Here is a 25,497-nt window from a genome sequence, read left to right on the forward strand (position 1 = left end):
GAGAAAGCCGTGACCGAGCGCGTCGTACTCGCCTATTCGGGCGGTCTGGACACGTCCGTCTGCATCGGCTGGATCGCCGAGGAGACCGGCGCCGAGGTCATCGCCGTCGCGGTCGACGTCGGCCAGGGTGGCGAGGACCTGGAGGCGATCCGCCAGCGGGCGCTGGACTGCGGCGCCGTCGAGGCCGAGGTGGCCGACGCCCGCGACGAGTTCGCGGACGAGTACTGCCTCCCCGCCCTCAAGGCCAACGCCCTCTACCAGGGCCAGTACCCGCTGGTCTCCGCGCTGTCGCGGCCGGCCATCGTCAAGCACCTGGTCGCCGCCGCGCAGAAGCACGGCGCCACCACCGTCGCCCACGGCTGCACCGGCAAGGGCAACGACCAGGTCCGCTTCGAGGTCGGCATCCAGTCGCTGGCCCCCGAGCTGAAGTGCATCGCCCCGGTCCGCGACTACGCGATGACCCGCGACAAGGCGATCGCCTTCGCCGAGGCGAAGAACCTCCCGATCGTCACCACCAAGAAGAACCCGTACTCGATCGACCAGAACGTCTTCGGGCGCGCCGTCGAGACCGGCTTCCTGGAGGACATCTGGAACGCCCCGGTCGAGGACGTCTACGAGTACACCCAGGACCCGGCCGCCCCGCGCGAGGCCGACACCGTCGTCATCACCTTCGAGGCGGGCGTCCCGGTCGCCGTCGACGGCCGCAAGGTGACGGTGCTGCAGGCCATCGAGGAGCTCAACAAGCGCGCCGGCGCCCAGGGCGTGGGCCGGCTCGACATGGTCGAGGACCGCCTGGTCGGCATCAAGTCCCGCGAGATCTACGAAGCCCCTGGCGCGATCGCCCTGATCACCGCGCACCAGGCCCTGGAGAACGTCACCGTCGAGCGCGAGCTGGCCCGCTACAAGCGGCAGGTCGAGCAGCGCTGGGCCGAGCTGGTCTACGACGGCCTGTGGTTCTCCCCGCTCAAGCGCGCCCTGGACGGCTTCATCAACGAGGCCAACCAGCACGTCTCCGGCGAGATCCGGCTCGTCCTGCACGGCGGCCGGGCCGTCGTCAACGGCCGCAAGTCGGACCAGTCGCTGTACGACTTCAACCTGGCGACCTACGACACCGGCGACACCTTCGACCAGTCGATGTCCAAGGGCTTCATCGAGATCTTCGGCCTCTCGTCGAAGATCGCCGCCCGCCGCGACCTCGCCTGAGCGACCCGCTCGTACGGTCCCGGCTGCGCCCCGCAGCCGGGACCTCCCGCTACCCCCACCCCGTAAGCCCGGCAAGGAGCCCACGCGATGTCGTCCGATCCCACCGCAGACGTCCGACTCTGGGGCGCGCGCTTCGCCGACGGCCCCTCCGAGGCGCTGGCCAAGCTCTCCGCCTCGGTGCACTTCGACTGGCGGCTCGCGCCGTACGACATCGCCGGCTCCAAGGCGCACGCCCGGGTCCTGCACAAGGCCGGGCTGCTGGGCGACGAGGAACTGGCCGGCATGCTGGCCGGCCTGGACACGCTGCTGGCCGACGTCGAGTCCGGCGCGTTCACCGGCACCGTCGCCGACGAGGACGTGCACACCGCCCTGGAGCGCGGGCTGCTGGAGCGGCTCGGGGCCGACCTCGGCGGCAAGCTGCGGGCCGGCCGCTCGCGCAACGACCAGATCGCCACGCTGTTCCGGATGTACCTGCGCGACCACGCGAAGATCATCGGTGGCCTGGTGCTGGACCTCCAGCACGCCCTGGTCGGCCTCGCCGAGGCGCACCCCGACACCGCGATGCCGGGCCGCACCCACCTGCAGCACGCGCAGCCGGTGCTCTTCGCGCACCACGTGCTCGCCCACGTCCAGGCGCTCGGCCGGGACGCCGAGCGGCTGCGCCAGTGGGACACCCGCACCGCGGTCTCCCCGTACGGCTCCGGCGCGCTGGCCGGCTCCTCGCTCGGGCTGGACCCGCAGGCCGTCGCCGCCGAGCTGGGCTTCGAGCGCGGTTCGGTCGGCAACTCGATCGACGGCACGGCCTCGCGCGACTTCGTCGCCGAGTTCGCCTTCGTGACGGCGATGATCGGCATCAACCTCTCCCGGATCGCGGAGGAGGTGATCATCTGGAACACCAAGGAGTTCGGCTTCATCACGCTGCACGACGCCTTCTCCACCGGCTCCTCGATCATGCCGCAGAAGAAGAACCCGGACATCGCCGAGCTGGCGCGCGGCAAGTCCGGCCGCCTGATCGGCAACCTGACCGGGCTGCTCGCCACCCTGAAGGCGCTGCCGCTGGCCTACAACCGGGACCTCCAGGAGGACAAGGAGCCGGTCTTCGACTCCTGCGACACCCTTGAGGTCCTGCTGCCGGCCTTCACCGGCATGATGGCCACCCTCACCGTGCACCGGGAGCGCCTGGAGGAGCTGGCGCCCGCCGGGTTCTCGCTGGCCACCGACATCGCCGAGTGGCTGGTCAAGCAGGGCGTGCCGTTCCGGGTCGCGCACGAGGTCGCCGGCGCCTGCGTCAAGGTCTGCGAGGGCCAGGGCATCGAGCTGTCCGACCTGACGGACGAGCAGTTCGCCGCCATCTCCGAGCACCTGACGCCCGAGGTCCGCTCGGTGCTCAACGTGCACGGTGCGATCGCCTCCCGCAACGGCCGGGGCGGCACCGCCCCGTCCGCCGTCGCGGTCCAGCTGGCCGAGCTCAAGGCCGACCTGGCCCTCCAGCAGGAGTGGGTCCAGGGCTGACGTCCCGGCCGGAGGGGGCGCGACGGGTGACCGTCGCGCCCCCTCCGTGCTGTTCCCGGCCCGGTCGCGGGCCGGCCGGGCCGTGTCCGGACGGCCCCGCCGCCGGTAGTACCCGGTGTGTACACCGACCGACCCGCCGTCACCCGTCCGTCCACGCCCCCGGTCGCGCCCCGCGCGGGCCGCCCGCCCGCGCCCCCACGCGGTCCTGCGCCTCCACCGGTCCCCCGCCGTCCGGGTCCTCCTGCCCCGCCGTGCCGTCCCGCGCCCGGTCCGCCCCGCCCCGTCGCGCTGCCGGTGGCCGGGCTGCGCCCCGCCGTCGCCCCGCTCGTCGCCGCACTGGCCGACCGCCACGGACTGGAGGCCGAGGACCTGGAGCAGTCGGTCTGGCTGCGGGCCTGCGAGCGCGCCGCCGCCGGCCCGCTGCCCGCCGACGCCCGCTCCTGGCTGCGCTCGCTGGCCCTGCGCGAGTGCCTTCGCCTCACCCGGACGGCCGACCGGGAGCGCCTCGCGGCGGAGCGTGCGACCCGCCCCTCGCCGGTCCCCTCGGCGGAGGCGCAGGTGCTCGCCGAACGGGGCCGGCACGCCCTGTGGGCCTCCGTCGCCGCCCTGCCCGGCCGCTGCCCCGTCCTGCTGGCCGCGCTCGCCGACGCGCCCGGGCTCACCTACGGTGACCTGGCGGGTCTGCTCGGGATGCCGCGCGGCAGCATCGGCCCGACCCGCTCGCGCTGCCTGTCCTGTCTGCGCACCCTGCTGCACGGCCTGCGGACGTGATGCTCGACACGTCGGGCGTCCGGGAGGTTGAGAGGAGCTGACGCTGGGGTAGAGCGGTGGCGAACGCACCTCTTGACGGTGACGCGATCACACGGATACTGAGCGTGAGCGCGGCCCGGCCCGGCGGGCTGTGGTGCATCCTGCCGGGCTGGTACGTTCGTGCGCCATACCCCGGTCAGGACCGATCCCCGGCCGGGTACATCTCCGGCAGAGCATCCGGTGCGACACCCTCGAACCCGCGCGCCGGAGAACAACGATGGGGAGGCCCCTGTACATGGGCATGAGTGTGATCATCTCGGTGGCGGACAAGGAAGACGCGGAGCAGATCCTCAAGCTCCAGTACCTCGGCTACCAGAGCGAGGCCGAGCTGTACGGCGACTGGGGCATCGAGCCCCTGACGCAGACCCTGGAGAGCCTGCGCACCGAGCTGGCCGAGCGGCACGTGCTGGTCGCCCGGCTCGGCGACGAGGTCGTCGGCACCGTCCGCGGCCGGGTCGACGAGGGCGGTGTCGGCCGGATAGGGCGTCTGGTGGTCCACCCCCGGATGCAGCGCCACGGCCTGGGCGGCCGGCTGCTGGACGCGATGGAGCGGCGCCTGCTGGAGGACGGGTCGGTGCAGGTCTTCCGGCTCTTCACCGGCCACCGCAGCCTCGGCAACCTGCGCCTCTACGCCCGGCAGGGCTACCGGCAGACCGGCGTCGAGGCGGTCAGCGGCGAGCTGAGCTTCGTCGCGCTGGAGAAGCCGGTGCACAGCGAGCTGGCCGCCTCCGCCTGAGGTCTCCCCGGCGCCCGGATCCGTCACGTGCGTGATGGATCCGGGCGCCGCTGTGCTTGGCAGCAAAGGGTTGTGTCCGCATTTCGGACTTGGAGTCCTGATATCTGGGACTAATTCGGTTGATCTGATTTACTGGCTCTCATGACTGCGACGACGAACTGGACCCCCACCGGCACCATGCCGGCAGGTGAGAGTGCCATGTGCCGTCGAATGTGTCACCGCTGAGGGCCACTGTCCTCCCCGGCCTCCGGCCGGTGGTAGCCCCCTCCTCGCGCCCCGAAGCGAGAACCCCGGCCGCTCCCGTCGCGGAGCGCCGCCGTGCCCGCCCCTCCCACCGCCCGCCAGGGCGGGAGCCCTGCTGCCGTTGACCCGTGCGGGTCACGCCCCCGCGCGGGCCGTCGGCCCAGCCGCAAGGATCAAGGGATGGCAGGTCCGGAAACACCTTCATCGGCGCGTCGCCGCCCGTCCCCGGCCGAGATCCGGCCAGGTGGCCCGACGACGTCCGCCCCCGACCCACGGAAGCAGCTGTGATCACCACCACGGACCTCACGAAGGTCTACCGCTCGCAAGGCCGCGAGGTGACCGCCCTCGCCGGCGTCGACCTGCACGTCCGCGAGGGCGAGGTCTACGGCGTCGTCGGCACCAGCGGTGCGGGCAAGAGCACGCTCATCCGCTGCGTGAACATGCTGGAGCGGCCCAGCTCCGGCACGGTCACCGTCGACGGCCTGGACCTTACCGCCCTCGGCGGCCACGAGCAGCGCGCCGGCAGCGCCCTGCGCGAGGCCCGCCGGCGGATCGGCATGGTCTTCCAGCACTTCAACCTGCTCGCCTCGCGGACCGCCCAGGAGAACGTCGAGCTCCCGCTGGAGATCATCGGCCTGGACCGCGCCCAGCGCCGCCGCAAGGCCGCCGAACTGCTCGACCTGGTCGGCCTCGCCGACAAGGCCCGCAGCTACCCCAGCCAGCTCTCCGGCGGCCAGAAGCAGCGCGTCGGCATCGCCCGCGCCCTGGCCGGCGACCCCAAGGTGCTGCTCTCCGACGAGGCGACCTCCGCCCTCGACCCCGAGACCACCCGCTCCATCCTCAAGCTGCTGCGCGACCTCAACCAGCAGCTCGGGCTCACCGTGCTGCTGATCACCCACGAGATGGACGTCATCAAGTCCGTCTGCGACTCGGCGGCCCTGATGCGCGGCGGCCGGGTGGTCGAGTCCGGCGAACTCACCGACCTGCTCGCCACCCCCGGCTCGGAACTCGCCCGGGAACTCTTCCCGCTGAGCGAGTTCGGCTCCGGCCACCCCGGCCGGACCGTGCTGGAGATCACCTTCCAGGGCGACACCTCCGCCCGCCCCTTCGTCTCGCAGCTCGCCCGCACCTACCAGATCGACATCAACATCCTCGGCGCGGCCGTCGAGACCATCGCCGGCCGGATGGTCGGCCGGATGCGGGTCGAACTGTCCGGCTCCCACCAGGACAACGTGGTGCCGATCGGCTTCCTGCGCGAGCAGGGCCTGCAGGTGGACGTGCTCGACGCGGCGAACGGAGCGGTGGCATGAGCAGCACCCTGACCTGGGACCAGATGCAGGACCTGATGTGGCCCGCCACCTGGGAGACCCTCGGCATGGTCGGCATCGCCACCGCCGCCACCATCGTGATCGGGCTGCCCGTCGGCCTGTTCCTGGTGCTCACCGACAAGGGCGGCCTGCTGCAGAACGTGCCCGTCGCCCGGGTGCTCGGCGTGATCGTGAACGTCGGCCGCTCGATCCCGTTCATCATCCTGATCGTGGCGCTGATCCCGTTCACCCGATGGGTGGTGGGCACCTCGCTCGGCTGGCAGGCCGCCGCCGTGCCGCTGGCCGTCGGCGCCATCCCGTTCTTCGCCCGCCTGGTCGAGACCTCCGTCCGCGAGGTCGACGGCGGCCTCGTCGAGGCCGTCCAGTCGATGGGCGGCTCGACCTGGACGATCGTCCGCAAGACCCTGCTGCCGGAGGCCCTTCCCGCGCTGGTCGCCTCCGTCACCACCACGGTGATCGCCCTGATCGGCTACTCCGCGATGGCCGGCACCGTCGGCGGCGGCGGGCTCGGCGACCTGGCGTACCGCTACGGGTACCTGCGCTTCCAGACCACCTTCATGTGGGTGATCGTCGCCGAGCTGGTCGTCATCGTCACGGTCCTCCAGCTGATCGGCGACCGGATCGCCCGCCGCCTCTCCCACCGCGGCTCCTACCCCAGCCCGCTCGGCCTGCTCTTCGGCTCCCGCCGCCGCGGCGCCGACGACGACGAACTCGTCGCCCACTGACCCCGCCGGCGGCCCGACCCAGGGCCCGGCGAGAACCGGCCGCACGTCCGTCACCAACGGCCCGGACGGCCGACCGCAACCCCGCAGAAAGGCACTTTTCGTGCGTAACGTCCTGAAGACCACCACCGTCCTCGCCACCGCCGGCCTCGCCCTCTCGCTCGCCGCCTGCGGCAGCTCCGGCTCCTCGCCGGCCGGCGCCTCGGCCGACCCGAACAAGACGCTGACCGTCGTCGCCAGCCCCACCCCGCACGCCCAGATCCTCCAGTACGTGAAGGACAACCTCGCCGAGAAGGCGGGCCTCAAGCTGGACATCAAGGTGGTCAGCGACTACGTGACCCCGAACACGGCGGTCCAGGACGGCTCCGCGGACGCCAACTACTTCCAGCACGTGCCGTACCTGGACGACTTCAACCAGAAGAACGGCACCAGCATCGTCCCGGTCGAGACGGTCCACCTGGAGCCCCTCGGCGTCTACTCCAAGAAGGTCAAGGCCGTCGCCGACCTCAAGGACGGCGCCCAGGTCGGCGTGCCCAACGACGCCACCAACGAGGGCCGGGCGCTCAAGCTGCTCGCCGACAACAACGTCATCACCCTCAAGGCCGGCGCCGGCACCGCCGCCACCGTCCAGGACATCGCCACCAACCCCAAGAACCTCAAGTTCAAGGAGCTGGAGGCGGCCCAGCTGCCGCGCGCCCTGGACGACCTGGACGCCGGCATCATCAACGGCAACTACGCCCTCGACTCGGGCCTCAAGCCCGCCACCGACGCCATCCTGCTGGAGAAGGCCGCGGGCAACCCGTACGCCAACATCCTTGCCGTCAAGAAGGGCAACGAGGCCGACCCGCGGGTCAAGAAGCTGGCCGAGCTGCTGCACTCCGCCGAGGTCAAGAAGTACATCGACGACACCTTCCAGGGCTCCGTCACCCCGGCCTTCTGACCGGCCCGACGCGGTTTCCCCGCACTGCCCGACCGGGCCCCCGCCGCACCTCGGCAGGGGCCCGGTCGGGCAGTATCGGGGGGTGACGGTGTGACGGACGGCGTTTCTGACGTACCGTCGTGCGGTCCGTGCACCGCGTGACACCCGGGACCCGGTGGGGCGTACGGTGTGTCCACGACCCGGCGAGGAGAGACGGCATGGCAGCGAGCTTCCCCGAGACCGCCATCAGCACCGAACGGCTGCTGCTGCGCCCCCTTGAGGTCGGCGACGCCCCCGCCCTGGCCGAGCTGATGGCCGACGAGCTGGTGCACGCCTGGACGGACTTCCCGCAGCCCTTCACCGAGGACCTCGCCGTCCGGTGGGCCACCGCCCTCGCCCCCGCCCACCGGGCCGAGGGGCACGGCATCCGCTTCACCGTCACCGAACACCTCACCCAGCGGGTGGTCGGCCTGGTCGAGCTGCGCCACACCGACTGGCGGCTGCGCGCCACCGAGATCTGTTACGTCACCGCCCCCTGGGCGCGCGGCGAGGGCTACGCGGGGGAGGCCGTGCTCGGCGTCGCCCAGTGGCTCTTCGAGGACCGCGGCTTCCTTCGCCTGGAGATGCGGACGGCGGCCGGGAACACCGCCGCCCAGCAGGTCGCGCAGAAGGTCGGCTGCATCAGCGAGGGCGTGCTCCGCAGCGCCTGGATAGTGCGCGAGAGCGAACCCGTCACCGACCGTCCCGTCACCGACCGTCCCGTCACCACCGGACCCCGCACCGACGGGCCCCTGACCGGAGAAGGCCGCACCGCGGCCGCCGGCGAGAGCCGCAGTGACCTCATCCTCTGGAGCCTGCTCCCCGAGGACATGGAGGAGGTCCCGCCGCTGCCCGACCCGCGGGCCGGGCGGTACGTCCTGCGGGACTGACCCACGCCGGGCGCCCCCTCGCGGGGGCCGTCCGTACGAGTTGTCGCCGGCGGGGTCGGCGCACCGGGTAGCCTCTGCTCCTGGACGGACCCGGCCGGGTCCCGGTGGTCCGCGGGCCACCCCGTTCCGCGCAGTGCGCAGAGTCGAGGAGAGCAGCCGCAGATGGCTGACCGGATCACGGTCATCGGGTGGGACGGCACACCGCTGACCGAGGCCGCCGGCGCGGCCCTCGCGGCGGCGACCCTGGTGGCCGGCGCGCCCTACCAGCTCAACGCCCTGCCGGTGCCGCCCGGCGCCGAGCGGATCGCCCTCGGCAGCGTGCAGCTGGCGGCCCGTCGGATCGCCGAGCACCGGGGCGCGGCCGTCGTGGTCGCGGAGGGCGACCCCGGGTTCTTCGGCGTCGTCCGCACCCTGCGCCGCCCCGAGTACGGGCTCGAACTGGAGGTGCTGCCCGCCGTCTCCTCGGTCGCCACCGCCTTCGCCCGCGCCGGCATGCCCTGGGAGGACGCCCAGGTGGTCAGCGCGCACGGCGGCCGGCTGCGCCGGGCCGCCAACATCTGCCGGGCCCACCCCAAGGTCGCGGTGCTCACCGCCGCCGGCGCCGGGCCCAGCGAGCTGGCCCTGATGCTGCGCGGCGTGCACCGCACCTTCGTGGTCTGCGAGGGGCTCGGCACCTCCGACGAGGACGTCACCGTGCTCACCTCCGACCGGGTCGCCGACCGCCTCTGGCGGGACCCGAACGTGGTGCTGGTGATCGGCGGCAACGGCCCGCAGGCCGGGGCCGGCGAGGCGGCCGGCTGGCTGGCCGGGCGCCCGGTGGGATTCCCCGGCGCGGAACGCGGCTGGGCGCTGCCCGCCGACGCCTACGCGGGCGCCGGGCGCGCGGGGGAGGGCGGGAGCGACCCGGACGCACTCCCCGCGCACGTCCGTGCGCTGGTGCTGGCGCGGCTGGGCGCCGGCCCGGGCGACCTGGTCTGGGCCGTGGGCGCCGGCAGCGGGGCGCTGGCCGTGGAGGTGGCGCGCTTCGGTGCGGCCGTCGTCGCGCTGGAGGCGGACAGTTCCGCCTGCGCGCGGATCGCGGTCAACGCCCGCCGCTTCGGCGTCGAGGTGGAGACGGTGCACGGCTCGGGCCCGCAGGCACTGGGCGGTCTGCCGGAACCGGACGCCGCGGTGGTCGAGAGCGGGGGAGCGGAGGCGGTGCGGGCGGTGCTGGCCCGTCGCCCGGAGCGGATCGTCGCGGTCGCCCGGACCTTCGCCGAGGCGGAGGAGATCCGGGAGGCGATCGCCGGCGCCGGCTACCGGGCGGAGGGCGCGCTGCTCCAGTCGACGCCGCTGCAGTGGATGCCCTCGCAGTCGACGCCGGTCCGGCCGGACGTTGCCAGGAGCGGCTCGTTCGTGCCCGCCCCACCCCGTTCGGCCCCGACCGGACCGTTGCTGGCGCGGGAGCAGGCCGGCACGGGCGCCGGGCTGGTGCTCTCCGCGGGGGCGCAGACGGTGCTCCTCTGGGGCGAGCAGGGGGCGTGATCCGGCCGGGCGGCGGTGATCCCGGTCGCATCCGGACACGGATTCGAGAGGTGGCCGCCCCAGGCCGGTAGTGTGGCGTCCTGGGTGGCTGAGGCAGTCGCACCATGCCCGATCTGGTGCGTTTGTCGCCTTTTTGACGTGGTGCAACCCGCTGTGGCTCGAAGTGTGGGCAATTCGACGGGTCGCGTGCCGGACCGGGAGAATGCCGTAGGGTCCGGTGCGATCGTGCCGGTTGCCCAGGGTTGTCGTTATTTCAGATGGCGCACCACTCCTGACGGGTGGGGCGCGGGCCGGGGTGCCGCAGCGCGCCGGAGGATCAACGGCCGCAGCGCCCCAGGCGCGGCGGCCGCGAGTGGTTGAGGGGCGGGCCGGAACCTGGCCCGGCTCGTGAGCGGATGTGGGCGCTGCGGTCGGTGATCGCGTCGCCAAGGGCGCGGCAGCGGCCTGGAAGGAGCTTTGACATGACCGATGGCGGCCACGTCCCCAGCGAGGGACTGCCGGAGCACCTGCTCGCCGGGTCCCACCCGGCCGGCCGGCCGGAGGGCGTCGCGGTACCCGTCGCCCCGGCACCGGGAGCGGCGGACCAGGGCATCCCCGGCTTCCCCGTCCAGGCGGCCCCGGCGCACGCGCACGGCGCGACGCTGCACGGCGCGGTCCCGCCCGGCGGCGAGGGCCTGCTCCAGCGTCCGGGATTCACCTTCCTGGACCAGCCCGACCCGCAGGACGGGCTCGACGACGAGGACGACGTGCTGCTGATGCCGGGCCCCCAGGGCTCCTGGGGCGAGCCCCTCGCGCACATTCCGGCCGAACCGCCGACGCTTGCCGCCGAGGCCCCCGCCGGGGTGGACACGGTCGCCCTGCGGCCCCTCGGGGAGCAGCAGGAGCCCGCCGCCGAGCCGGCCGGGACACCCGCCGGGACTCCGGTCGAGCCCTCCTGGCCGCCGCTGGCGCCGCCGGTGATGGCCGCGGCCCAGGACCTCCCCGCGCCCGCGCTGGTGGCCGCCGCCCAGGCCGGCCCCGCCCTCGCCGGGGCCGAGCCGGTCGTGGAGCCGGCCCAGGCCGCGCCCGCCGCCGCGCCCCTCCAGGCCCAGGACCAGCTGACGGCGGTTCAGCAGCCGCGCCGGCCCCTGCACGCGGGCCCGCCGATCCCGGACCCCTCGCTGATGACCGGCCACGTGCCGGTCCGTTCGCTCGCCGACCGGGGCCCGTCCCAGGGCAGCACCCCGGCGCACGGCGTGCGGCTCGTCGCCCCGGCCGAGCAGCAGCAGCCGCCGGCCGTCGTGGCGGCCCAGCAGCCGCCGGTGGCGCAGGCCGCCCCGGTGGCGGAGGCGCCCGTGGCCGAGCCCTCCGTTCCGGATGCGCCTGTCACGGCGGCACCCGCCCCGGAGGCCCTCGCCCCGGAGGCGCCCGTCGTGGAGGCTCCTGCCCCGGCGCCGGAGCAGCCGGCCCGGCCGGAGCCGGACGCCCCGCAGGCCGTGGCCGAGGCCGTCGGCCCGCAGCCGGTCGAGCCGGTCGAGCCGGTGCCGGCCGAGGGTCAGCCCGTCGCGGAGGCACCGCCGGTCGTCGAGGTCCAGCAGGCCGCGGAGGCTCAGCCGGTCGCCGAGGCGCAGCCGGTGGCCGCGTCCGAGCCGGTCGCCGAGGCCGCGCCGGCCGTGCTGCCGCAGCCCCAGCCGGTGACGGCTCCCGCGCAGCCGCGGGGCCGGATCTCTGCCTTCCTGGCCGCGCCGACCCCGCACGGCCTGCCCACCGTCGAGGCCCAGCCGGTGGCCGAACCGGTGGCGGCCGAGCCGGTCCTCCAGCAGCAGGCCGCCCCCGAGCAGCCCGCGCCGGAGCAGCCCGCGCCGGAGCAGGCCGTCCCCGAGCAGGCCGTTCCCGAGCAGGCCGCTCCGGCGGAGCCCGTCGCCGAGCAGCCCGCGGCCGAGCAGGCCGGCATGGAGCAGGCCGGCATGGAGCAGTCCGCCGTGGAGCAGCCGGCGGCCGTGGAGCAGCCGGTCCTCGCAGGGCCGGCCGAGCAGGTCGAGCCCGCCGAGGCCGCGCAGGGTCAGTCCGGGCAGCCCGCGCAGGCCGAGGCCGGGCAGCCGCAGCCGGCGGTCGAGAGCGCCGAGGGCGCCGGGACCGCCGCGCAGCCCGAGGCGGCAGCCCCCGGGACTGCCGCCCCCGAGACGGCCGCCGGTACCGGCGACATGCCGTCCGGTCGCCCGGTCGACGCCCCCGCCGCCGACCCGCAGGCCGCCGACGCCGCGTCCGCGCCGGATGCCGACGCCGACCCGGCCCAGGTGCAGCTCCACGAGCAGGCCCCGGCCGAGCAGCCCGGACCTTCCCAGGAGCAGCCGCAGGCCGGGCCCGAGGAGTCCACCGACCCGCAGGGTCAGCACGAGCAGCAGACCCCGGAGCAGCCCCGGGCCGAGGCCGTCCCTGAGCCCGAGGAGGGCACCGCCATCGCCGACCGCACCGACCCCGCCGCCCCCGTGGTCGACCCCACCACCGGCCCCGCCGTCGCCGCCGACGACGTGGCAGCCGCCCCGGCCGTGGCCGAGCCGCAGCCGGAGGCCCCCGCGGTCCCGCGCCCGCCGGCGGCCCAGGGCTTCGACGACGCCGGCCGGGCCGCCGTGCACCAGGTGATCCGGGAGCGCCGCGACATCCGCAACGGCTTCCGCCCGGACCCGATCCCGCACGAGGTGCTGATCCGCGTCCTGGAGGCGGCCCACACCGCGCCGAGCGTCGGCTACTCCCAGCCCTGGGACTTCGTGGTCATCCGCTCGGCGAAGACCCGCCGCAGGATGCACGAGCTGGCGGAGCGCCAGCGGGTGGCCTACGCCGACTCGCTCCCCAAGGGCCGGGCCAAGCAGTTCAAGGAAATCAAGATCGAGGCCATCCTCGACACCCCGGTGAACATCGTGGTCACCGCCGACCGCACCCGTGGCGGCCGGCACACGCTGGGCCGGCACACCCAGCCGCAGATGGCACCGTACTCGGCCGCGCTGGCGGTGGAGAACCTCTGGCTGGCCGCCCGGGCCGAGGGCCTGGGCGTGGGCTGGGTGAGCTTCTTCGACGAGGACGAGATGGTCCGCGAGCTCGGCCTGCCCGAGCACCTGGAGGTCGTCGCGTACCTGTGCGTGGGGTACGTCGACTCCTTCCCGGAGGAGCCGGAGCTGCAGCAGCAGGGCTGGGCGAAGAAGCGCCCGCTCTCCTGGGTGGTGCACGAGGAGCAGTACGGCAACCGGGCGCTGCCCGGCGAGGAGCCGCACAGCCTGCTCGCCGACACCCTGCGCGGCATCCGGCCGCTGGACGCCAAGGCGCTCGGCGAGGCCTGGGACCGCCAGAAGCGGATGACCAAGCCGGCCGGCTCGCTCGGCATGCTGGAGATCATCTCGGCCCAGCTCTGCGGCCTGTCCCGCAAGTGCCCGCCGCCGATCCCCGAGCCCGGCTGCGTGGCGATCTTCGCGGCCGACCACGGGGTGCACGCCCAGGGCGTCAGCCCCTGGCCGCAGGAGGTCACCGCCCAGATGGTGGCCAACTTCCTGGCCGGCGGCGCGGTGATCAACTCCTTCGCCAAGCAGATCGGCACCGAGGTCGTCGTCGTCGACGTCGGCGTGAAGAGCGACCTGCCGGACGCGATCCAGTCCGGCCGCACCACCGGCCTGCTGCCGCGCAAGGTCAAGCCCGGCACGGACGACATGACCCAGGGCCCGGCGATGAGCCGGGAGGAGGCGCTGAAGGCGATCGAGGTCGGCATCGAGACCGCCCGCGACCTGGTCGCCGCCGGCAACAAGGTGCTGATCACCGGCGACATGGGGATCGGCAACACCACCGCCTCGGCGGCCCTGATCTCGGTCTTCGCCGGTCTCGACCCGGCCGAGGTGACCGGTCGCGGCACCGGCATCGACGACGCGATGCACGCCCACAAGATCGAGGTGATCCGCGCCGCGCTGGCCCTGCACCAGCCCGACCCGAGCGACCCGATCGGCGTCCTGGCGGCCGTCGGCGGCCTGGAGCACGCGGCCCTGGCCGGGTTCATGCTCGGCGCCGCCTCGCTGCGCACCCCGGTCGTCCTGGACGGCGTCATCGCGGGCTCGGCGGCGCTCGCCGCCAAGGCGATCGCCCCCGAGGTGCTGGCGGCCTGCATCGCCGGCCACCGGTCCGCCGAGCCCGGCCACCAGGCCGCGCTGGCCAAGCTCGGCCTGCGTCCGCTGATCGACCTGGACCTGCGCCTCGGCGAGGGCACCGGCGCGCTGCTCGCGCTCCCGCTGGTGCAGAGTGCGGCCCGTTCGATGCACGATGTAGCCACGTTCGACTCCGCCGGGGTCACCGAGAAGGCCTGACCCGGACGTAGTCCCCCGTACCCGGCCCGAGGGCGCGCCGGGTACGGGGCCCGCCGCCGTACCCGAAAACCCTCCCTCCCACCCAGGAGCCCCGCCCATGACCGCGCCCACCCCAGCGCCCAACCCGCACCCCGGCACCGAGGGCCGCACCCCGTACCCCGTCGGCCTGCTCCTCGACCGCCGCCGGGTGGTCGTGGTCGGCGGTGGCCAGGTGGCCCAGCGCCGGCTGCCCGCCCTGATCGCCGCCGGTGCGGACATCCAGCTGATATCGCCTACCACCACCCCCGCCGTGCAGGCGATGGCCGACGCCGGTGAGCTGACCTGGCACGCCCGCCCGTACGCGGAGGGCGACCTGGCCGACACCTGGTACGTGCTGGTCGCCACCGACGACCCCGCCGTGAACGCCGCGGTCAGCGCCGAGGCCGAGCGGCTGCGGGTGTTCTGCGCCCGCAGCGACGACGCCGCCGCCGCCACCGCGTGGACCCCGGCCTCCGGCCACGACGGCGGTGCGACCGTCGCGGTCCTCACCGGCGACCCCCGCCACTCCGCCGCCCTGCGCAACGCGATCGTGGACGGCCTGCGGGACGGTTCGCTGGCCGCCCGCCAGTACCGCGAGCGCCTCCCCGGGGTGGCCCTGGTCGGCGGCGGCCCGGGCGACCCGGACCTGATCACCGTGCGCGGCCGCAGGCTGCTCGCCGACGCGGACGTGGTGGTCGCCGACCGCCTGGCCCCGCGCGAGCTGCTCGCCGAGCTGGCCCCGCACGTCGAGGTCATCGACGCCTCCAAGATCCCCTACGGCCGCTACATGGCCCAGGAGGCGATCAACCGGACGCTGATCGAGCACGCCAAGGCCGGCAAGTTCGTGGTCCGCCTCAAGGGCGGCGACCCGTACGTCTTCGGCCGCGGCGGCGAGGAGCTGCTGGCCTGCGCGGAGGCCGGCCTGCCGGTCACCGTCGTCCCCGGCATCTCCAGCTCGATCAGCGTCCCGGCGGCCGCCGGCATCCCGGTCACCCACCGCGGGATGACCCACGAGTTCACCGTGATCTCCGGCCACGTCGGCCCGGACGAGCGCTCGCTGACCAACTGGGACGCCGTCGCCGGGATGACCGGCACCGTGGTGCTGCTGATGGCCGTGGACAAGATCGGCGCGATCGCCGCCCGGCTGATCGGGGCCGGCCGCTCGGCCGACACCCCGGTCGCGGTCGTCCAGGAGGGCACCACCGCCGGCCAGCGGCGGATCGACGCCACGCTCGGCACGGTCGCCGAGACCGTCCTCGCGGAGCAGGTCCGCCCGCCCGCCGTGATCGTGATCGGCGAGGTGGTCGGCGTCCTCGCGGACGCCTTCCGGCTCTGACCGCGACGCCCCGGCCCCGCGCGGGGCCGGGGCGGGCGCTACGCCAGCGGCTGCTCGGTCCAGATGACCTTGCCGGAGCCCGTGTACCTGGTGCCCCAGCGCTCGGCGAACTGCGCCACCAGGAAGAGCCCGCGGCCGCCCTCGTCCGTGGTGGCCGCGTACCGCAGGTGCGGCGAGGTGCTGCTGGTGTCCGAGACCTCGCAGATCAGCGTGCGGTCGCGGAGCAGCCGGACCTTGATCGGGCCGGTGGCGTAGCGGATCGCGTTGGTGATCAGCTCGCTCAGGATCAGCTCGGTGACGAACGCCGCCTCCTCCAGACCCCAGTCGGCCAGCTGTCCGCTCACGGCCGCCCGCACCCCCGACACCGCCGCCGGGTCCGAGGGCACCTCCCACTCGGCCACGTGGTCCTCGGCCAGCACCCTGGTCCGGGCCACCAGCAGCGCGATGTCGTCGGTGGGGTGGCTGGGCAGCATCGCGTCCAGCACCTTCGTGCAGGTCTCCTCGGGGGTGCGGCCGGGGTGGGCCAGCGCGGCGCGCAGCAGGTCGAGGCCGACGTCGATGTCCCGGCTGCGGTCCTCGACCAGCCCGTCGGTGTACAGCACCAACAGGCTGCCCTCGGCCAGCTCCAGCTCGGCCGTCTCGAAGGGCATCCCGGCCAGGCCGAGCGGCGGCCCGGCGGGCAGGGTGGGGAATTCCACCGTGCCGTCCGGGTGCACCACGGCGGGCGGCGGGTGGCCGGCCCGGGCCAGCGTGCAGCGGCGGGAGACCGGGTCGTAGACCGCGTACAGGCAGGTCGCGCCGGTGACCGCGGAGTCGCCGAGGTTGGCCGCCTCGTCCTGGTCGATCCGGTTGACCAGCTCGTCCAGGTGCCCGAGCAGCTCGTCGGGCGGCAGCTCCAGCGCGGAGAAGTTGTGGATCGCGGTCCGCAGCCGCCCCATCGTCGCGGCCGCGTGCAGACCGTGGCCGACCACGTCGCCGACCACCAGCGCGACCCGGGTGCCGGCCAGCGGGATCACGTCGAACCAGTCCCCGCCGACCCCCGCCTGGGCGGGCAGGTAGCGGTGTGCCACCTCCAGCGCGTTCTGCGGCGGCAGCGAGCGGGGGAGCAGGCTGTGCTGCAGGGTGACGGCCATCGCGTGCTCCCGGGTGTACCGCCGGGCGTTGTCGATGCAGACGGCGGCGTGCGCGACCAGCTCCTCGGCCAGCGAGAGGTCGTCCCCCTCGAAGGTCTCGGTCTGCTCCAGGCGCCAGAACCGCACCACGCCGAGCAGCACGCCCCGGGCCCGCAGCGGCACCCTGATCAGCGAGCGCACCCCGTACTCGACGATCCGGGCGGCCCCCTCCGGGTCCTGCGTCCGCCAGTGGTCGGCCCCGGCCAGGTCGGGCTCCAGCACGGCCAGCCCGCCGCTGAGGCTGGCGGCCAGCGGGGTGTCCGGCACCACGTCGAACAGCGCGCCCACCGGCTTGAACGGCGCGTCCGCGTTCACCGCGCCGAGCGCGGCCCGGCGCATCCGGCTGATGCCGGCCGGCGGCTCGTCACCGTCCAGCACCTGCTCCGCCAGGTCGACGCTGACGAAGTCGGCGAACCGGGGGACCAGCACCCGGGCCAGCTCCTCGGCGGTCCGGGTCACGTCCAGCGTCGTGCCCACGGTCACCCCGGCGTCGTAGAGCAGCCGCAGCCGGCGCCGGGCCACGTCCGCCCGACCGGCCAGGCCGAGCAGCTCGGTCGAGTCCCGCAGGGTCGCCACGCTGCCGGGCGGCCCGCCGTCGCGGTCGGTCGGCCGGACGTTGACCGCGATCAGCCGCTCGCCGGCCGGCACCACGTCGTCCGTGACCATCCGGCCGGAGGCGAACAGGGCGGCCATCGCCGGGTCCAGGCCGATCTCGCCGACCGGCCTCCCCTCCGCGTCCGCCGGCAGGCCGAGCAGCCGGCGGGCCTCGTCGTTGGCCAGCAGCAGCCGCCCGCTGCCGCTGAAGATCAGCACGCCCTCGCGGACGGCGTGCAGCACCGCGTCGTGGTGCTCGTACATCCGGGTCATCTCGCCCGGGTCCAGGCCGTGGGTCTGGCGCCGCAGCCGCCGGCTGACCAGCGCCGTCCCGCCGGTGGCCAGCAGCAGGGCGCCCGCCGCGGCGCCGAGGACGATCGGCAGCTGCCGGTCCGAGGCGCTGACCACCCGGTCGATGGTGATGCCGGCCGACACCAGGCCGACCACCTGTCCGCTGGGCGCCCGGACCGGGACGATCGCCTGCACCAGCGGGCCGATCGTGCCGGTGATCTGCTCGACCACCACCCCGCCGCCCAGCGCCGGCTCGATGTTGCCGACGAACTTCTTGCCGATCCGGTCCGGCAGCGGGTGGGTGTAGCGGATGCCGTCCGTGTTCAGCACCACGACGAAGTCCACCCCGGTCTGGATCCGGACGGACTGCGCCTTCGGCTGGAGGATCGCGGTCGGGTCGGGGCTCTGCAGCGCCGCGACGATGCCCGGTGAGTTCGCGAAAGTCTGTGCGACGGCCACCGAGCGGTTCTTGGCCTCCTCGACGCTGTCCCGGTTGGACTGCACCACCAGCGCGACCACGGCCGCCGCCACCAGCAGCAGCACCACCAGCACCTGGAGGGCGAACACCTGGCCGGCCACGCTGAGCCGGGACGGGGCCGACCGGATCCAGCGCCTGGTCGCCCGGATCGGAGCCGTCCGGCCCGGGCGTCCCGAGGAATCGCGCGACGCGCGCGGCTGCTCAGGCCGACCCGACGGGTTGCCGCCGGCCGGGCCAGCGGCCGGGCGCACCCCGGACCGGCCCGGAATTCGGGCCATACGCCATGTCTACACTGCCTTCGGCGAGCAGGCCAAGGGAGCCGCGGCGCGCCGGTCCGCGCAATCACCGGTGACGCCCTGTGCGCCCGCGGACCCGGGGCCCGCCCGTGCCCGGCCCGGCGGCCGCCCCACCGGTCACCGTGCGTGCCCGCCCGGGCCGCCCGACCAACCCCGGAAGCCCCCGCCGGTCGCCCGTTTGGCCTTCGCCACCGTGACCGGGCAAGATCGCAGGGTGTCCGAACCCAGCACCGTCACCGACCCCGCCGACCCGCGCCTCGCCGACTACACCGGTCTGACCGACGTGGAGCTGCGCCGCCGCCGCGAGCCCGCCGAGGGCCTCTTCATCGCCGAGGGCGAGAAGGTCATCCGCCGAGCGCTGGCCGCCGGCTACCGGATGCGGTCGATGCTGCTGACCCCGAAGTGGCTGGAGGTGATGGGCGACCTGATCGCCGGCACCGACGCACCCGTGCACGTGGTCGAGGCCGCGCTCGCCGAGCAGGTCACGGGCTACCACGTGCACCGCGGCGCGCTCGCCTCGATGGAGCGCAGGCCGCTGCCGCCGGCCGCCGAGGTGCTGGCCGGGGCCCGCCGGGTCGCCGTGCTGGAGGGCCTGGTCGACCACACCAACCTCGGCGCGATCTTCCGCAGCGCCGCGGCCCTCGGCATGGACGCCGTGCTGCTCTCCCCGGACTGCGCCGACCCGCTCTACCGGCGGGCCGTCAAGGTCTCGATGGGCGCCGTGTTCGCCGTCCCCTACGCCCGGCTCGAACCCTGGCCGGCGGCCCTGCAGAGCGTCCGGCAGGCGGGGTTCCAGCTGCTCGCGCTCACCCCGGCCGAGTCGGCGCTCCCGCTGGCGGACGCCGCGCCGCGCCGGCTGCCCAAGGCCGCCCTGATGCTGGGCGCCGAGGGGGACGGGCTGACCCGCCGGGCCCTGGAGGCGGCCGACCACCAGGTGCGGATCCCGATGGCGCACGGCATCGACTCGCTGAACGTCGGCGCGGCGGCGGCGGTGGCCTTCTACACCGTCACGGCGGGCTGACCCACCGGTCCGTCCGGGGCGGTGCCCGGCCGCTCCGGACGCGGGGTGGTCGCGGGGCGGCTCAGCCGCCCGTACCGCCCGAGACGCCGGCGCCCGGCCAGGACTCCTCCCAGGTGCCGTCACCGCGCACGGTGTAGCGGGTGGACGAGACCGCGCCGGTCTGCGAGACCCGCTCCTCGCGCACCAGCGAGCCGCTGTCGAGCCGCCAGCTCGCCACCGCCTGCGGGTTCGCGGCCGAGGAGCGGGAGGCCAGCGCCACGGGCGCGCCACCGCTGAAACCGAAGAGCTGCACCAGGTCGACCGGCACCGAGCCCTCGGCCCGCCGGAGCACCACCAGCGCCGCCGCCGCGCCCCGGTACTGGGCCGGCAGCACGGCGCTGAGCGCCACCTGCGGGCCCTCGCCGGCCGAGCGGCCGTCGCGCAGCCGGATGCCGCCGCCGCCCGCCGGGTCGGGGAAGCTGCGGTTGGGCCAGTCCACCGCGGGCAGGGCGCCGACGGCCGGGCCGAGCCCGGCGTCGGGGCCCGGCGGGTTGCCGCGTGCCGCCGCGGCCAGCGCCGCGGTGGACTGCGCGGCGGGCGACTGCGCCGCGGCCGGCGGGGGCGCCGGTACGGCGGCGGACGGTGCGCCGCCGGCCGGCTGGGTGGCCGCCACGTCCACCGAGAGCCCGCCCGCGACGGCCGGCGCGGAGGCGGCCGCCGGCACCGCGCCGGGCCGGCCGAGGCTCTGGTCGGCGCGGTTCTCGCAGCCCTGGGCCGCGGCGATGGCCAGCGCCACGCCGACGGTCACCGTGACGAAGACGATCACCCGCTGCCGCAGCAGCCGGCGCCGGGAGCCGCTCGGACGGCCGGGGGCGGGCGTGTGCTGGCGGTCCCGCCGCTCGCCGGCGCGGCCGGGCGGCGGGGTCTGCTGGCGCGGCCTCAAGGGCCGGGTGCGCTGCGCGGCGTCGGCGCGGGGCAGCGGTGAGGTGTCCGGCTGGCCGTAGGGCCGCCGTCCGGGCGCCGGGCGCTCCGCGCCGGCCCGCACCCGCGCCCCGACGGCCGGCCCGGGGGCCCGGCCGGGGGCGGGTACGGCCTGCGGCGGGGGAGCGACCGTGCGGGGGGCCGGCGAGGTGCGGCCGCCGCCGGTCGCGGCGGCGCCCCGGGCGGCCAGCTCGCTGAGCCGCTCGTGCAGCGCGGCGGCGCCGGGCCGCTCGGTGGGCTCCTTGGCCAGGCAGGCCTTCACCAGCGGCGCCAGCTGCGGCGGTACGGCCGAGAGGTCGGGCTCCTCGTGCACGACCCGGTAGAGCATCACCTCGGAGGAGGCGCCGGAGCCGAACGGGGAATCCCCGGTGAGCGCGTAGGCGAGGGTCGCGCCGAAGGCGAAGACGTCGGTGGCGGGCGTGACCGCGGCCCCGCGCACCTGCTCGGGCGCCAGGAAGCCGGGCGATCCGACGGCGGTGCCGACGTGGGTGAGCGTGCTGGCGCCGCGGGACCAGGCGATGCCGAAGTCGATGATGCGCGGGCCCTTGGGGGAGAGCAGGATGTTGGACGGCTTGAGGTCGCGGTGCACCACCCCGGCCTCGTGCACCTTGACCAGCCCGTCCGCCAGCGCGGCGCCGATCCGGGCCGCCTCCGGCCAGCCCAGCGGCCCCTCGTCGCCGACCCGCTTGTACAGCGAGGGCCCGGGGACGTACGCGGTGGCCAGCCAGGGCCGGTCCGCCTCGATGTCCGAGCCCATCACCCGAGCCGTGCAGCCGCCCCGGATCCGGGAGGCCGCCGCGATCTCGCGCGCGAAGCGGGTCCGGAACTCGGCGTCCTCCGCCAGCTCGGCGCGGATCAGCTTGAGCGCGACCCGCTGCCCCCGGCGGTCGGAGCCGAGGAAGACCACGCCCATGCCGCCGGCCCCCAGCCGCCGGTGCAGGCGGTACGGTCCGACGATGCGGGGGTCCTCACGCCTCAGCCGCATCATCGCCATCTTCGTTCCCGTCAGCCCGTGGGTGAGACCCCGTCGGTTGGGGCATCGTCAGATCCTGTCCGGCACAGCTTACGGACTGCCTGCTGCGGTGTGCTGATACGCAACACCCCAACGGCCCGTGGGATTGTCCGATCTTCCCCTGCGAGGGGCCGCCGCACCCGTGCTGACCAGCCGCGGGAGCGATTTCGTGATGATCTCCCGAGCACCTCCCGCGGTCCGCTCCCGGGCCTTCCCGCGCGCTCCCTCGGGGTCGCTCTCAGGGTTCCCTCGGGGATGTGATCCCCGTCATCTCCCCCTTCGGTAGTAGGCCGCCGCGCCGGTCGTCATCCTCCGGGATGCCCGGCGAACCGTACGCGGGCATGACGCGCGGCCACCCCCCTGCGCCATAGCGTTGCCTTTAGCGGTGGGCGCGAGACTCGTCCCCCGAGGTAGACCGTCCACCGCGCCAGCCCGCCGCCCGCACAGGCGGCACGTACGCAGCACCGGGAGCACCCGGAGCCCAGCACCGGCGGCAGGCCGGTCCGTCCGGCCGAGCACAGCACGAACAGCACAGCACGAACAGCACAGCGCGAACAGCACAGCGCGAACAGCACGCACGGCACAGCAGAGACCGACCACCGGAACGGGTAGGAGCAGGGCAGATGGCACCGCAGGTCACCGGACCAACCCGTCGCCGGCCTTCTCCGGCCCGACGCCCGGGCGCCCAGACCAGGCACCCCGCGGTGGCCCTGGCGATGGCGCTGCCCTGCGCGGTGCTGCTGGTCATGCTGTTCGGCGGCTGGGAGCAGATGGCGACCCAGGCCCAGGCCGTCGCCGACCTGATCGGGCACTGATCCCCTGGGGAGGGGAGTCGGTGCCGGCCGAGGCGCCGCGCCCGCGTTGACACGCGGACGGGCGGGAGCGGAGCGCGGAGCGCCTCGGCAGACGGAGTTGCCGCGTACGGACGCCGGTGAGGGCGCCCGTACGCGGCTCTCCCATGTCCGGGGCCCGCTTCTTCCGGGGGTGCCCCTCCTGCTGCGGGAGGCCGGGACACGACGAAGGCCGTGATCCTCACGGACCACGGCCTTCGGCTGAACTGTGCGCGATACTGGGATTGAACCAGTGACCCCTACCGTGTCAAGGTAGTGCTCTCCCGCTGAGCTAATCGCGCCTGGTGAGGCGGTACTACGGCGAACCCCGAGGGGATCGAGTGCGCGATACTGGGATTGAACCAGTGACCCCTACCGTGTCAAGGTAGTGCTCTCCCGCTGAGCTAATCGCGCCTGGTGAGGCGGTACTACGGCGAACCCCGAGAGGTCCGAGTGCGCGATACTGGGATTGAACCAGTGACCCCTACCGTGTCAAGGTAGTGCTCTCCCGCTGAGCTAATCGCGCGGGGAGGGCTCCCGGCGAACCAGGGGCACCTCTTGGAGGTGGAGACGGGATTTGAACCCGTGTAGACGGCTTTGCAGGCCGTTGCCTCGCCTCTCGGCCACTCCACCAGGCAACACTCGAAGGACGATCTTACACTGTCCTTCATCGAGCGGACGACGAGATTCGAACTCGCGACCCTCACCTTGGCAAGGTGATGCTCTACCAACTGAGCCACGTCCGCCTGTCTCCCGGGGGCTTCACCGCTTTTCTTCGGCTGCGCTCCCTGGCGACGTGTTGAACTCTAGCGGATTCCCGGGCCAGCTAAAAATCCGTTCCCGCAGCGTGCCGCGGGGATGCTCCCCAGGTGGTGCTCCGTCAGCCCGCCCGGACCCTCCGGGCCGATGCCCGCGCCCGCTCGCGCCGCAGAGCGCCCGGCGCCCGTCCGCCGGGCGCACCCGCGCCCCGCGCGCCCCCCGACCTACACTTCAGGCACCGCAGACCACCTCTTCGTCGCGCCCCACCACCGCGCGGCACAGCACCGAATCCGCGCAGGAGCACCGTGTCCGGCCCAGCCCTTCCCCCCAGCCCGCTCGCCCGCTTCGGCGGCCGCCTCGCGACCGGGCTGCGTGACGTCACCTCGGACCCGGCCGCACTCGACTCCGCCGGCTTCTGGGCCGTCGCGTACGACTTCGAGGGCCGCCTCACCTGCGCCCGCTTCGAGGACGTCCGCCCGGCCCCCGCCCCGCCCCGCACCGAGGGCTGGCACGGCCCGGGCCCCGACAGCTGGCACAGCTCGCTGGACCGGGACGCCTACACGGCCGGCGTGCGCCGGATCCGCGAGCACATCGCGGCGGGCGAGGTCTACCAGGCCAACCTCTGCCGGGTGCTCTCCGCGCCGCTGCCCGACCCGGGCCGCAGCGACGTCGACGCCCTCACCGGGCTGCTCGCCCACGGCAACCCGGCCCCCTACGCCGGCACCCTGCGGCTGCCCGCCCACGGCGTCGAGATAGCCACCGCCTCGCCGGAGCTCTACCTGCGCCGCGCCGGCCGCACCGTCTCCTCCGGGCCGATCAAGGGCACCGGCCGCACGGAGCACGATCTGCTGGAGAAGGACCACGCCGAGAACGTGATGATCGTGGACCTGGTCCGCAACGACCTCGGCCGGGTCTGCGCGACGGGCACCGTCACCGTCCCCGACCTGTGCGCGGTGGAGAAGCACCCCGGGCTGGTCCACCTGGTGTCCACCGTCGAGGGCAGCCTGCGCGAGGGTGCGGGCTGGCCCGAGCTGTTCGACGCCACCTTCCCGCCCGGGTCGGTCACCGGTGCCCCCAAGTCCAGCGCCCTGCGGATCATCGAAGCCCTGGAACGGGCCCCGCGCGGGCCCTACTGCGGGGCCGTCGGCTGGGTGGACGCGGACCGCGGCGAGGGCGAACTCGCGGTCGGCATCCGCACGTTCTGGATCGACCGGAGCGACCCCGCGGTGCCGGTCCTGCGCTTCGGCACCGGTGCCGGCATCACCTGGGAGTCGGACCCCGCCCGGGAGTGGGCGGAGACCGAGCTCAAGGCCGCCCGACTGGTCGCGATAGCGTCTGGCCAGGGCACTCCCTGATCCCGGCCGGCGGCCGACCCCGGTCGGCTGACCCCGGCCGGACGGGGAGCCCCGCCCGGCGGCGCGCCGCCCCTCGTCCGGGGGTCCACGGAGCGAGCAGTCCCGCCGTAGCAGTCCCGCAGTGAAGTCCCAGTGCGGAAGGTCCCGCAGCGCGACCGTCCCCACCCGTCCTCCCCGAGGAGCAGCCACCGATGATCTGGGTCAACGGCTCACTGGTCGCCAACGACGCCGCCACCGTCTCCGTGCTCGACCACGGCCTCACCGTCGGCGACGGCGTCTTCGAGACCGTCAAGGCCGAAGACGGCCGGCTCTTCGCCCTCACCCGCCACCTGGAGCGCCTCACCCGCTCCGCCCGCGGCCTCGGGCTGCCCGACCCCGACCACGACCTGGTCCGTGAGGCCTGCGAGCAGGTGGTGGCCGCCGACCCGATGCCGCTCGGCCGGCTCCGGATCACCTACACCGGCGGCACCTCCCCGCTCGGCTCGGAGCGCGGCGACCAGGGCACCAGCCTGGTGGTCGCGCTGGGCACCGCCGCCCGCCGCGCCGACACCACCGCCGTGGTCACCGTCCCGTGGCGGCGCAACGAGCACAGCGCCGTGGCCGGCCTGAAGACCACCTCGTACGCCGAGAACGTCGTGGCCCTGGCCGCCGCGCACCGCGCGGGCGCCACCGAGGCGCTGTTCGCCAACACCGCCGGGCAGCTCTGCGAGGGCACCGGCTCCAACGTCTTCGTCGTCCTCGGCGGCCGGCTGCTCACGCCCACCCTCGCCGCCGGCTGCCTGGCGGGCATCACCCGCCGGCTCGTCGTCGAGTGGTGCGACGCGGAGGAGGTGGACCTCCCGCTGTCCGTGCTGGCGCAGGCCGAGGAGGTCTTCCTGACCTCGACCCTGCGCGACGTCCAGGCCGTCACCCGGATCGACGGCCGGGAGCTGCCCGGCCCCGGCCCGGTCACCGCCAAGGCCATGATCAGGTTCGCCGAGCGCAGCGCAGACGACCTCGACCCCTGAGCGCCCCCGGCCGCCGGGTGGGCGCCGCCGGGCCCCGGCCGCGCGCCGTCGGCCCCGGTCCGGCGTTCTCGGCGCGCCGCGCGGGGTAGAACCACCGAACCGCGGGGAAGGGACCTCGGC

16 protein-coding genes, 5 tRNA genes and 1 pseudogene are annotated in these 25,497 nt (G+C 74.9%); 15 read left to right on the forward strand and 7 right to left on the reverse strand.

Annotated elements, in window-relative coordinates:
- The first annotated feature begins 9 nt into the window (after window positions 1-9).
- The 11 genes from J2S46_RS32950 to cobA all read left to right on the forward strand — a co-directional run bounded on the left by J2S46_RS32950 (window position 10) and on the right by cobA (window position 15,602).
- Entirely contained in the window at window positions 10-1,203 is a 1,194-nt protein-coding gene (locus J2S46_RS32950) for an argininosuccinate synthase (RefSeq protein ID WP_191288155.1), read from the forward strand.
- 87 nt (window positions 1,204-1,290) lie between these two features.
- A complete protein-coding gene (gene argH, locus J2S46_RS32955; RefSeq protein ID WP_191288156.1) occupies window positions 1,291-2,715 on the forward strand; it encodes an argininosuccinate lyase in 1,425 nt (474 codons plus the stop codon).
- A gap of 294 nt (window positions 2,716-3,009) precedes the next feature.
- A complete protein-coding gene (locus tag J2S46_RS32960) occupies window positions 3,010-3,486 on the forward strand; it encodes an RNA polymerase sigma factor (protein WP_191288157.1) in 477 nt (158 codons plus the stop codon).
- A 274-nt stretch (window positions 3,487-3,760) separates the two neighbouring features.
- Window positions 3,761-4,261, forward strand: a complete 501-nt coding sequence (locus tag J2S46_RS32965; RefSeq protein WP_191288327.1) for a GNAT family N-acetyltransferase — start codon at window positions 3,761-3,763, stop codon at window positions 4,259-4,261.
- Between the two features lie 527 nt (window positions 4,262-4,788).
- Window positions 4,789-5,814 carry a methionine ABC transporter ATP-binding protein gene (locus tag J2S46_RS32970; RefSeq protein WP_073921517.1) on the forward strand — a complete coding sequence of 342 codons (1,026 nt, stop codon included), beginning with the start codon at window positions 4,789-4,791 and terminating at the stop codon, window positions 5,812-5,814.
- Window positions 5,815-5,822: 8 nt separating this feature from the next.
- Window positions 5,823-6,557, forward strand: coding sequence for a methionine ABC transporter permease (locus J2S46_RS32975; RefSeq protein WP_191288328.1), 735 nt, complete (start codon window positions 5,823-5,825; stop codon window positions 6,555-6,557).
- Window positions 6,558-6,657: 100 nt separating this feature from the next.
- A complete protein-coding gene (locus J2S46_RS32980) occupies window positions 6,658-7,494 on the forward strand; it encodes a MetQ/NlpA family ABC transporter substrate-binding protein (protein ID WP_191288158.1) in 837 nt (278 codons plus the stop codon).
- A gap of 197 nt (window positions 7,495-7,691) precedes the next feature.
- On the forward strand, window positions 7,692-8,402 hold the full coding sequence (locus tag J2S46_RS32985; RefSeq protein WP_191288159.1) for a GNAT family N-acetyltransferase: 711 nt from the start codon (window positions 7,692-7,694) through the stop codon (window positions 8,400-8,402).
- 162 nt (window positions 8,403-8,564) lie between these two features.
- Window positions 8,565-9,926: a precorrin-6y C5,15-methyltransferase (decarboxylating) subunit CbiE gene (gene cbiE, locus J2S46_RS32990; protein ID WP_191288160.1), complete on the forward strand. Its 1,362-nt coding sequence runs from the start codon at window positions 8,565-8,567 to the stop codon at window positions 9,924-9,926.
- 461 nt (window positions 9,927-10,387) lie between these two features.
- Window positions 10,388-14,248: a nicotinate-nucleotide--dimethylbenzimidazole phosphoribosyltransferase gene (cobT, locus tag J2S46_RS32995; protein ID WP_191288161.1), complete on the forward strand. Its 3,861-nt coding sequence runs from the start codon at window positions 10,388-10,390 to the stop codon at window positions 14,246-14,248.
- A gap of 97 nt (window positions 14,249-14,345) precedes the next feature.
- Window positions 14,346-15,602 carry a uroporphyrinogen-III C-methyltransferase gene (cobA, locus tag J2S46_RS33000; RefSeq protein WP_191288162.1) on the forward strand — a complete coding sequence of 419 codons (1,257 nt, stop codon included), beginning with the start codon at window positions 14,346-14,348 and terminating at the stop codon, window positions 15,600-15,602.
- Between the two features lie 38 nt (window positions 15,603-15,640).
- Here the strand turns inward: cobA and J2S46_RS33005 are convergent, their stop codons facing one another.
- Window positions 15,641-18,415, reverse strand: coding sequence for a SpoIIE family protein phosphatase (locus J2S46_RS33005; RefSeq protein WP_191288163.1), 2,775 nt, complete (start codon window positions 18,413-18,415; stop codon window positions 15,641-15,643).
- 232 nt (window positions 18,416-18,647) lie between these two features.
- Between J2S46_RS33005 and J2S46_RS33010 the strand changes: the two genes are divergently transcribed.
- Window positions 18,648-19,454, forward strand: coding sequence for a TrmH family RNA methyltransferase (locus tag J2S46_RS33010; protein WP_191288164.1), 807 nt, complete (start codon window positions 18,648-18,650; stop codon window positions 19,452-19,454).
- A gap of 742 nt (window positions 19,455-20,196) precedes the next feature.
- On the opposite strand, the pseudogene J2S46_RS33015 reads toward J2S46_RS33010, so the two are convergent.
- Window positions 20,197-21,408: pseudogene (locus J2S46_RS33015) on the reverse strand (serine/threonine-protein kinase); the annotation flags it as partial.
- A gap of 641 nt (window positions 21,409-22,049) precedes the next feature.
- Here J2S46_RS33015 and J2S46_RS33020 point away from each other — a divergent pair.
- Complete coding sequence (locus J2S46_RS33020; protein ID WP_073921511.1) at window positions 22,050-22,241, forward strand: hypothetical protein; 192 nt, start codon at window positions 22,050-22,052, stop codon at window positions 22,239-22,241.
- A gap of 245 nt (window positions 22,242-22,486) precedes the next feature.
- Here J2S46_RS33020 and J2S46_RS33025 read toward each other — a convergent pair.
- The 5 genes from J2S46_RS33025 to J2S46_RS33045 form a co-directional block, all read right to left on the reverse strand.
- Window positions 22,487-22,558 (reverse strand) — tRNA-Val (locus J2S46_RS33025).
- Window positions 22,559-22,598: 40 nt separating this feature from the next.
- Window positions 22,599-22,670, reverse strand: a tRNA-Val gene (locus J2S46_RS33030).
- A gap of 40 nt (window positions 22,671-22,710) precedes the next feature.
- Window positions 22,711-22,782 (reverse strand) — tRNA-Val (locus J2S46_RS33035).
- A gap of 33 nt (window positions 22,783-22,815) precedes the next feature.
- Window positions 22,816-22,889 (reverse strand) — tRNA-Cys (locus J2S46_RS33040).
- Between the two features lie 40 nt (window positions 22,890-22,929).
- Window positions 22,930-23,002 (reverse strand) — tRNA-Gly (locus tag J2S46_RS33045).
- Window positions 23,003-23,320: 318 nt separating this feature from the next.
- Between J2S46_RS33045 and J2S46_RS33050 the strand changes: the two genes are divergently transcribed.
- Both J2S46_RS33050 and J2S46_RS33055 read left to right on the forward strand, forming a co-directional pair.
- Window positions 23,321-24,370 (forward strand): chorismate-binding protein, encoded by a 1,050-nt coding sequence (locus J2S46_RS33050; RefSeq protein ID WP_191288165.1) that lies wholly within the window; start codon window positions 23,321-23,323, stop codon window positions 24,368-24,370.
- 191 nt (window positions 24,371-24,561) lie between these two features.
- Window positions 24,562-25,377, forward strand: coding sequence for an aminotransferase class IV (locus tag J2S46_RS33055; RefSeq protein ID WP_191288166.1), 816 nt, complete (start codon window positions 24,562-24,564; stop codon window positions 25,375-25,377).
- Window positions 25,378-25,497: the final 120 nt, after the last annotated feature.

The sequence above is a fragment of the Kitasatospora herbaricolor genome, assembly GCF_030813695.1.
Taxonomy (GTDB): Bacteria; Actinomycetota; Actinomycetes; order Streptomycetales; family Streptomycetaceae; genus Kitasatospora; species Kitasatospora herbaricolor.

Excerpts from the sequence above, each read along its gene's own strand:
- argH (WP_191288156.1), top strand. The coding sequence starts at position 1,291 with ATGTCGTCCGATCCCACCGCAGACGTCCGACTCTGGGGCGCGCGCTTC.
- J2S46_RS32965 (WP_191288327.1), top strand. The coding sequence starts at position 3,761 with ATGGGCATGAGTGTGATCATCTCGGTGGCGGACAAGGAAGACGCGGAG.
- J2S46_RS32985 (WP_191288159.1), top strand. The coding sequence starts at position 7,692 with ATGGCAGCGAGCTTCCCCGAGACCGCCATCAGCACCGAACGGCTGCTG.
- cbiE (WP_191288160.1), top strand. The coding sequence starts at position 8,565 with ATGGCTGACCGGATCACGGTCATCGGGTGGGACGGCACACCGCTGACC.
- cobT (WP_191288161.1), top strand. The coding sequence starts at position 10,388 with ATGACCGATGGCGGCCACGTCCCCAGCGAGGGACTGCCGGAGCACCTG.
- cobA (WP_191288162.1), top strand. The coding sequence starts at position 14,346 with ATGACCGCGCCCACCCCAGCGCCCAACCCGCACCCCGGCACCGAGGGC.
- J2S46_RS33005 (WP_191288163.1), bottom strand. The coding sequence starts at position 18,415 with ATGGCCCGAATTCCGGGCCGGTCCGGGGTGCGCCCGGCCGCTGGCCCG.
- J2S46_RS33020 (WP_073921511.1), top strand. The coding sequence starts at position 22,050 with ATGGCACCGCAGGTCACCGGACCAACCCGTCGCCGGCCTTCTCCGGCC.
- J2S46_RS33055 (WP_191288166.1), top strand. The coding sequence starts at position 24,562 with ATGATCTGGGTCAACGGCTCACTGGTCGCCAACGACGCCGCCACCGTC.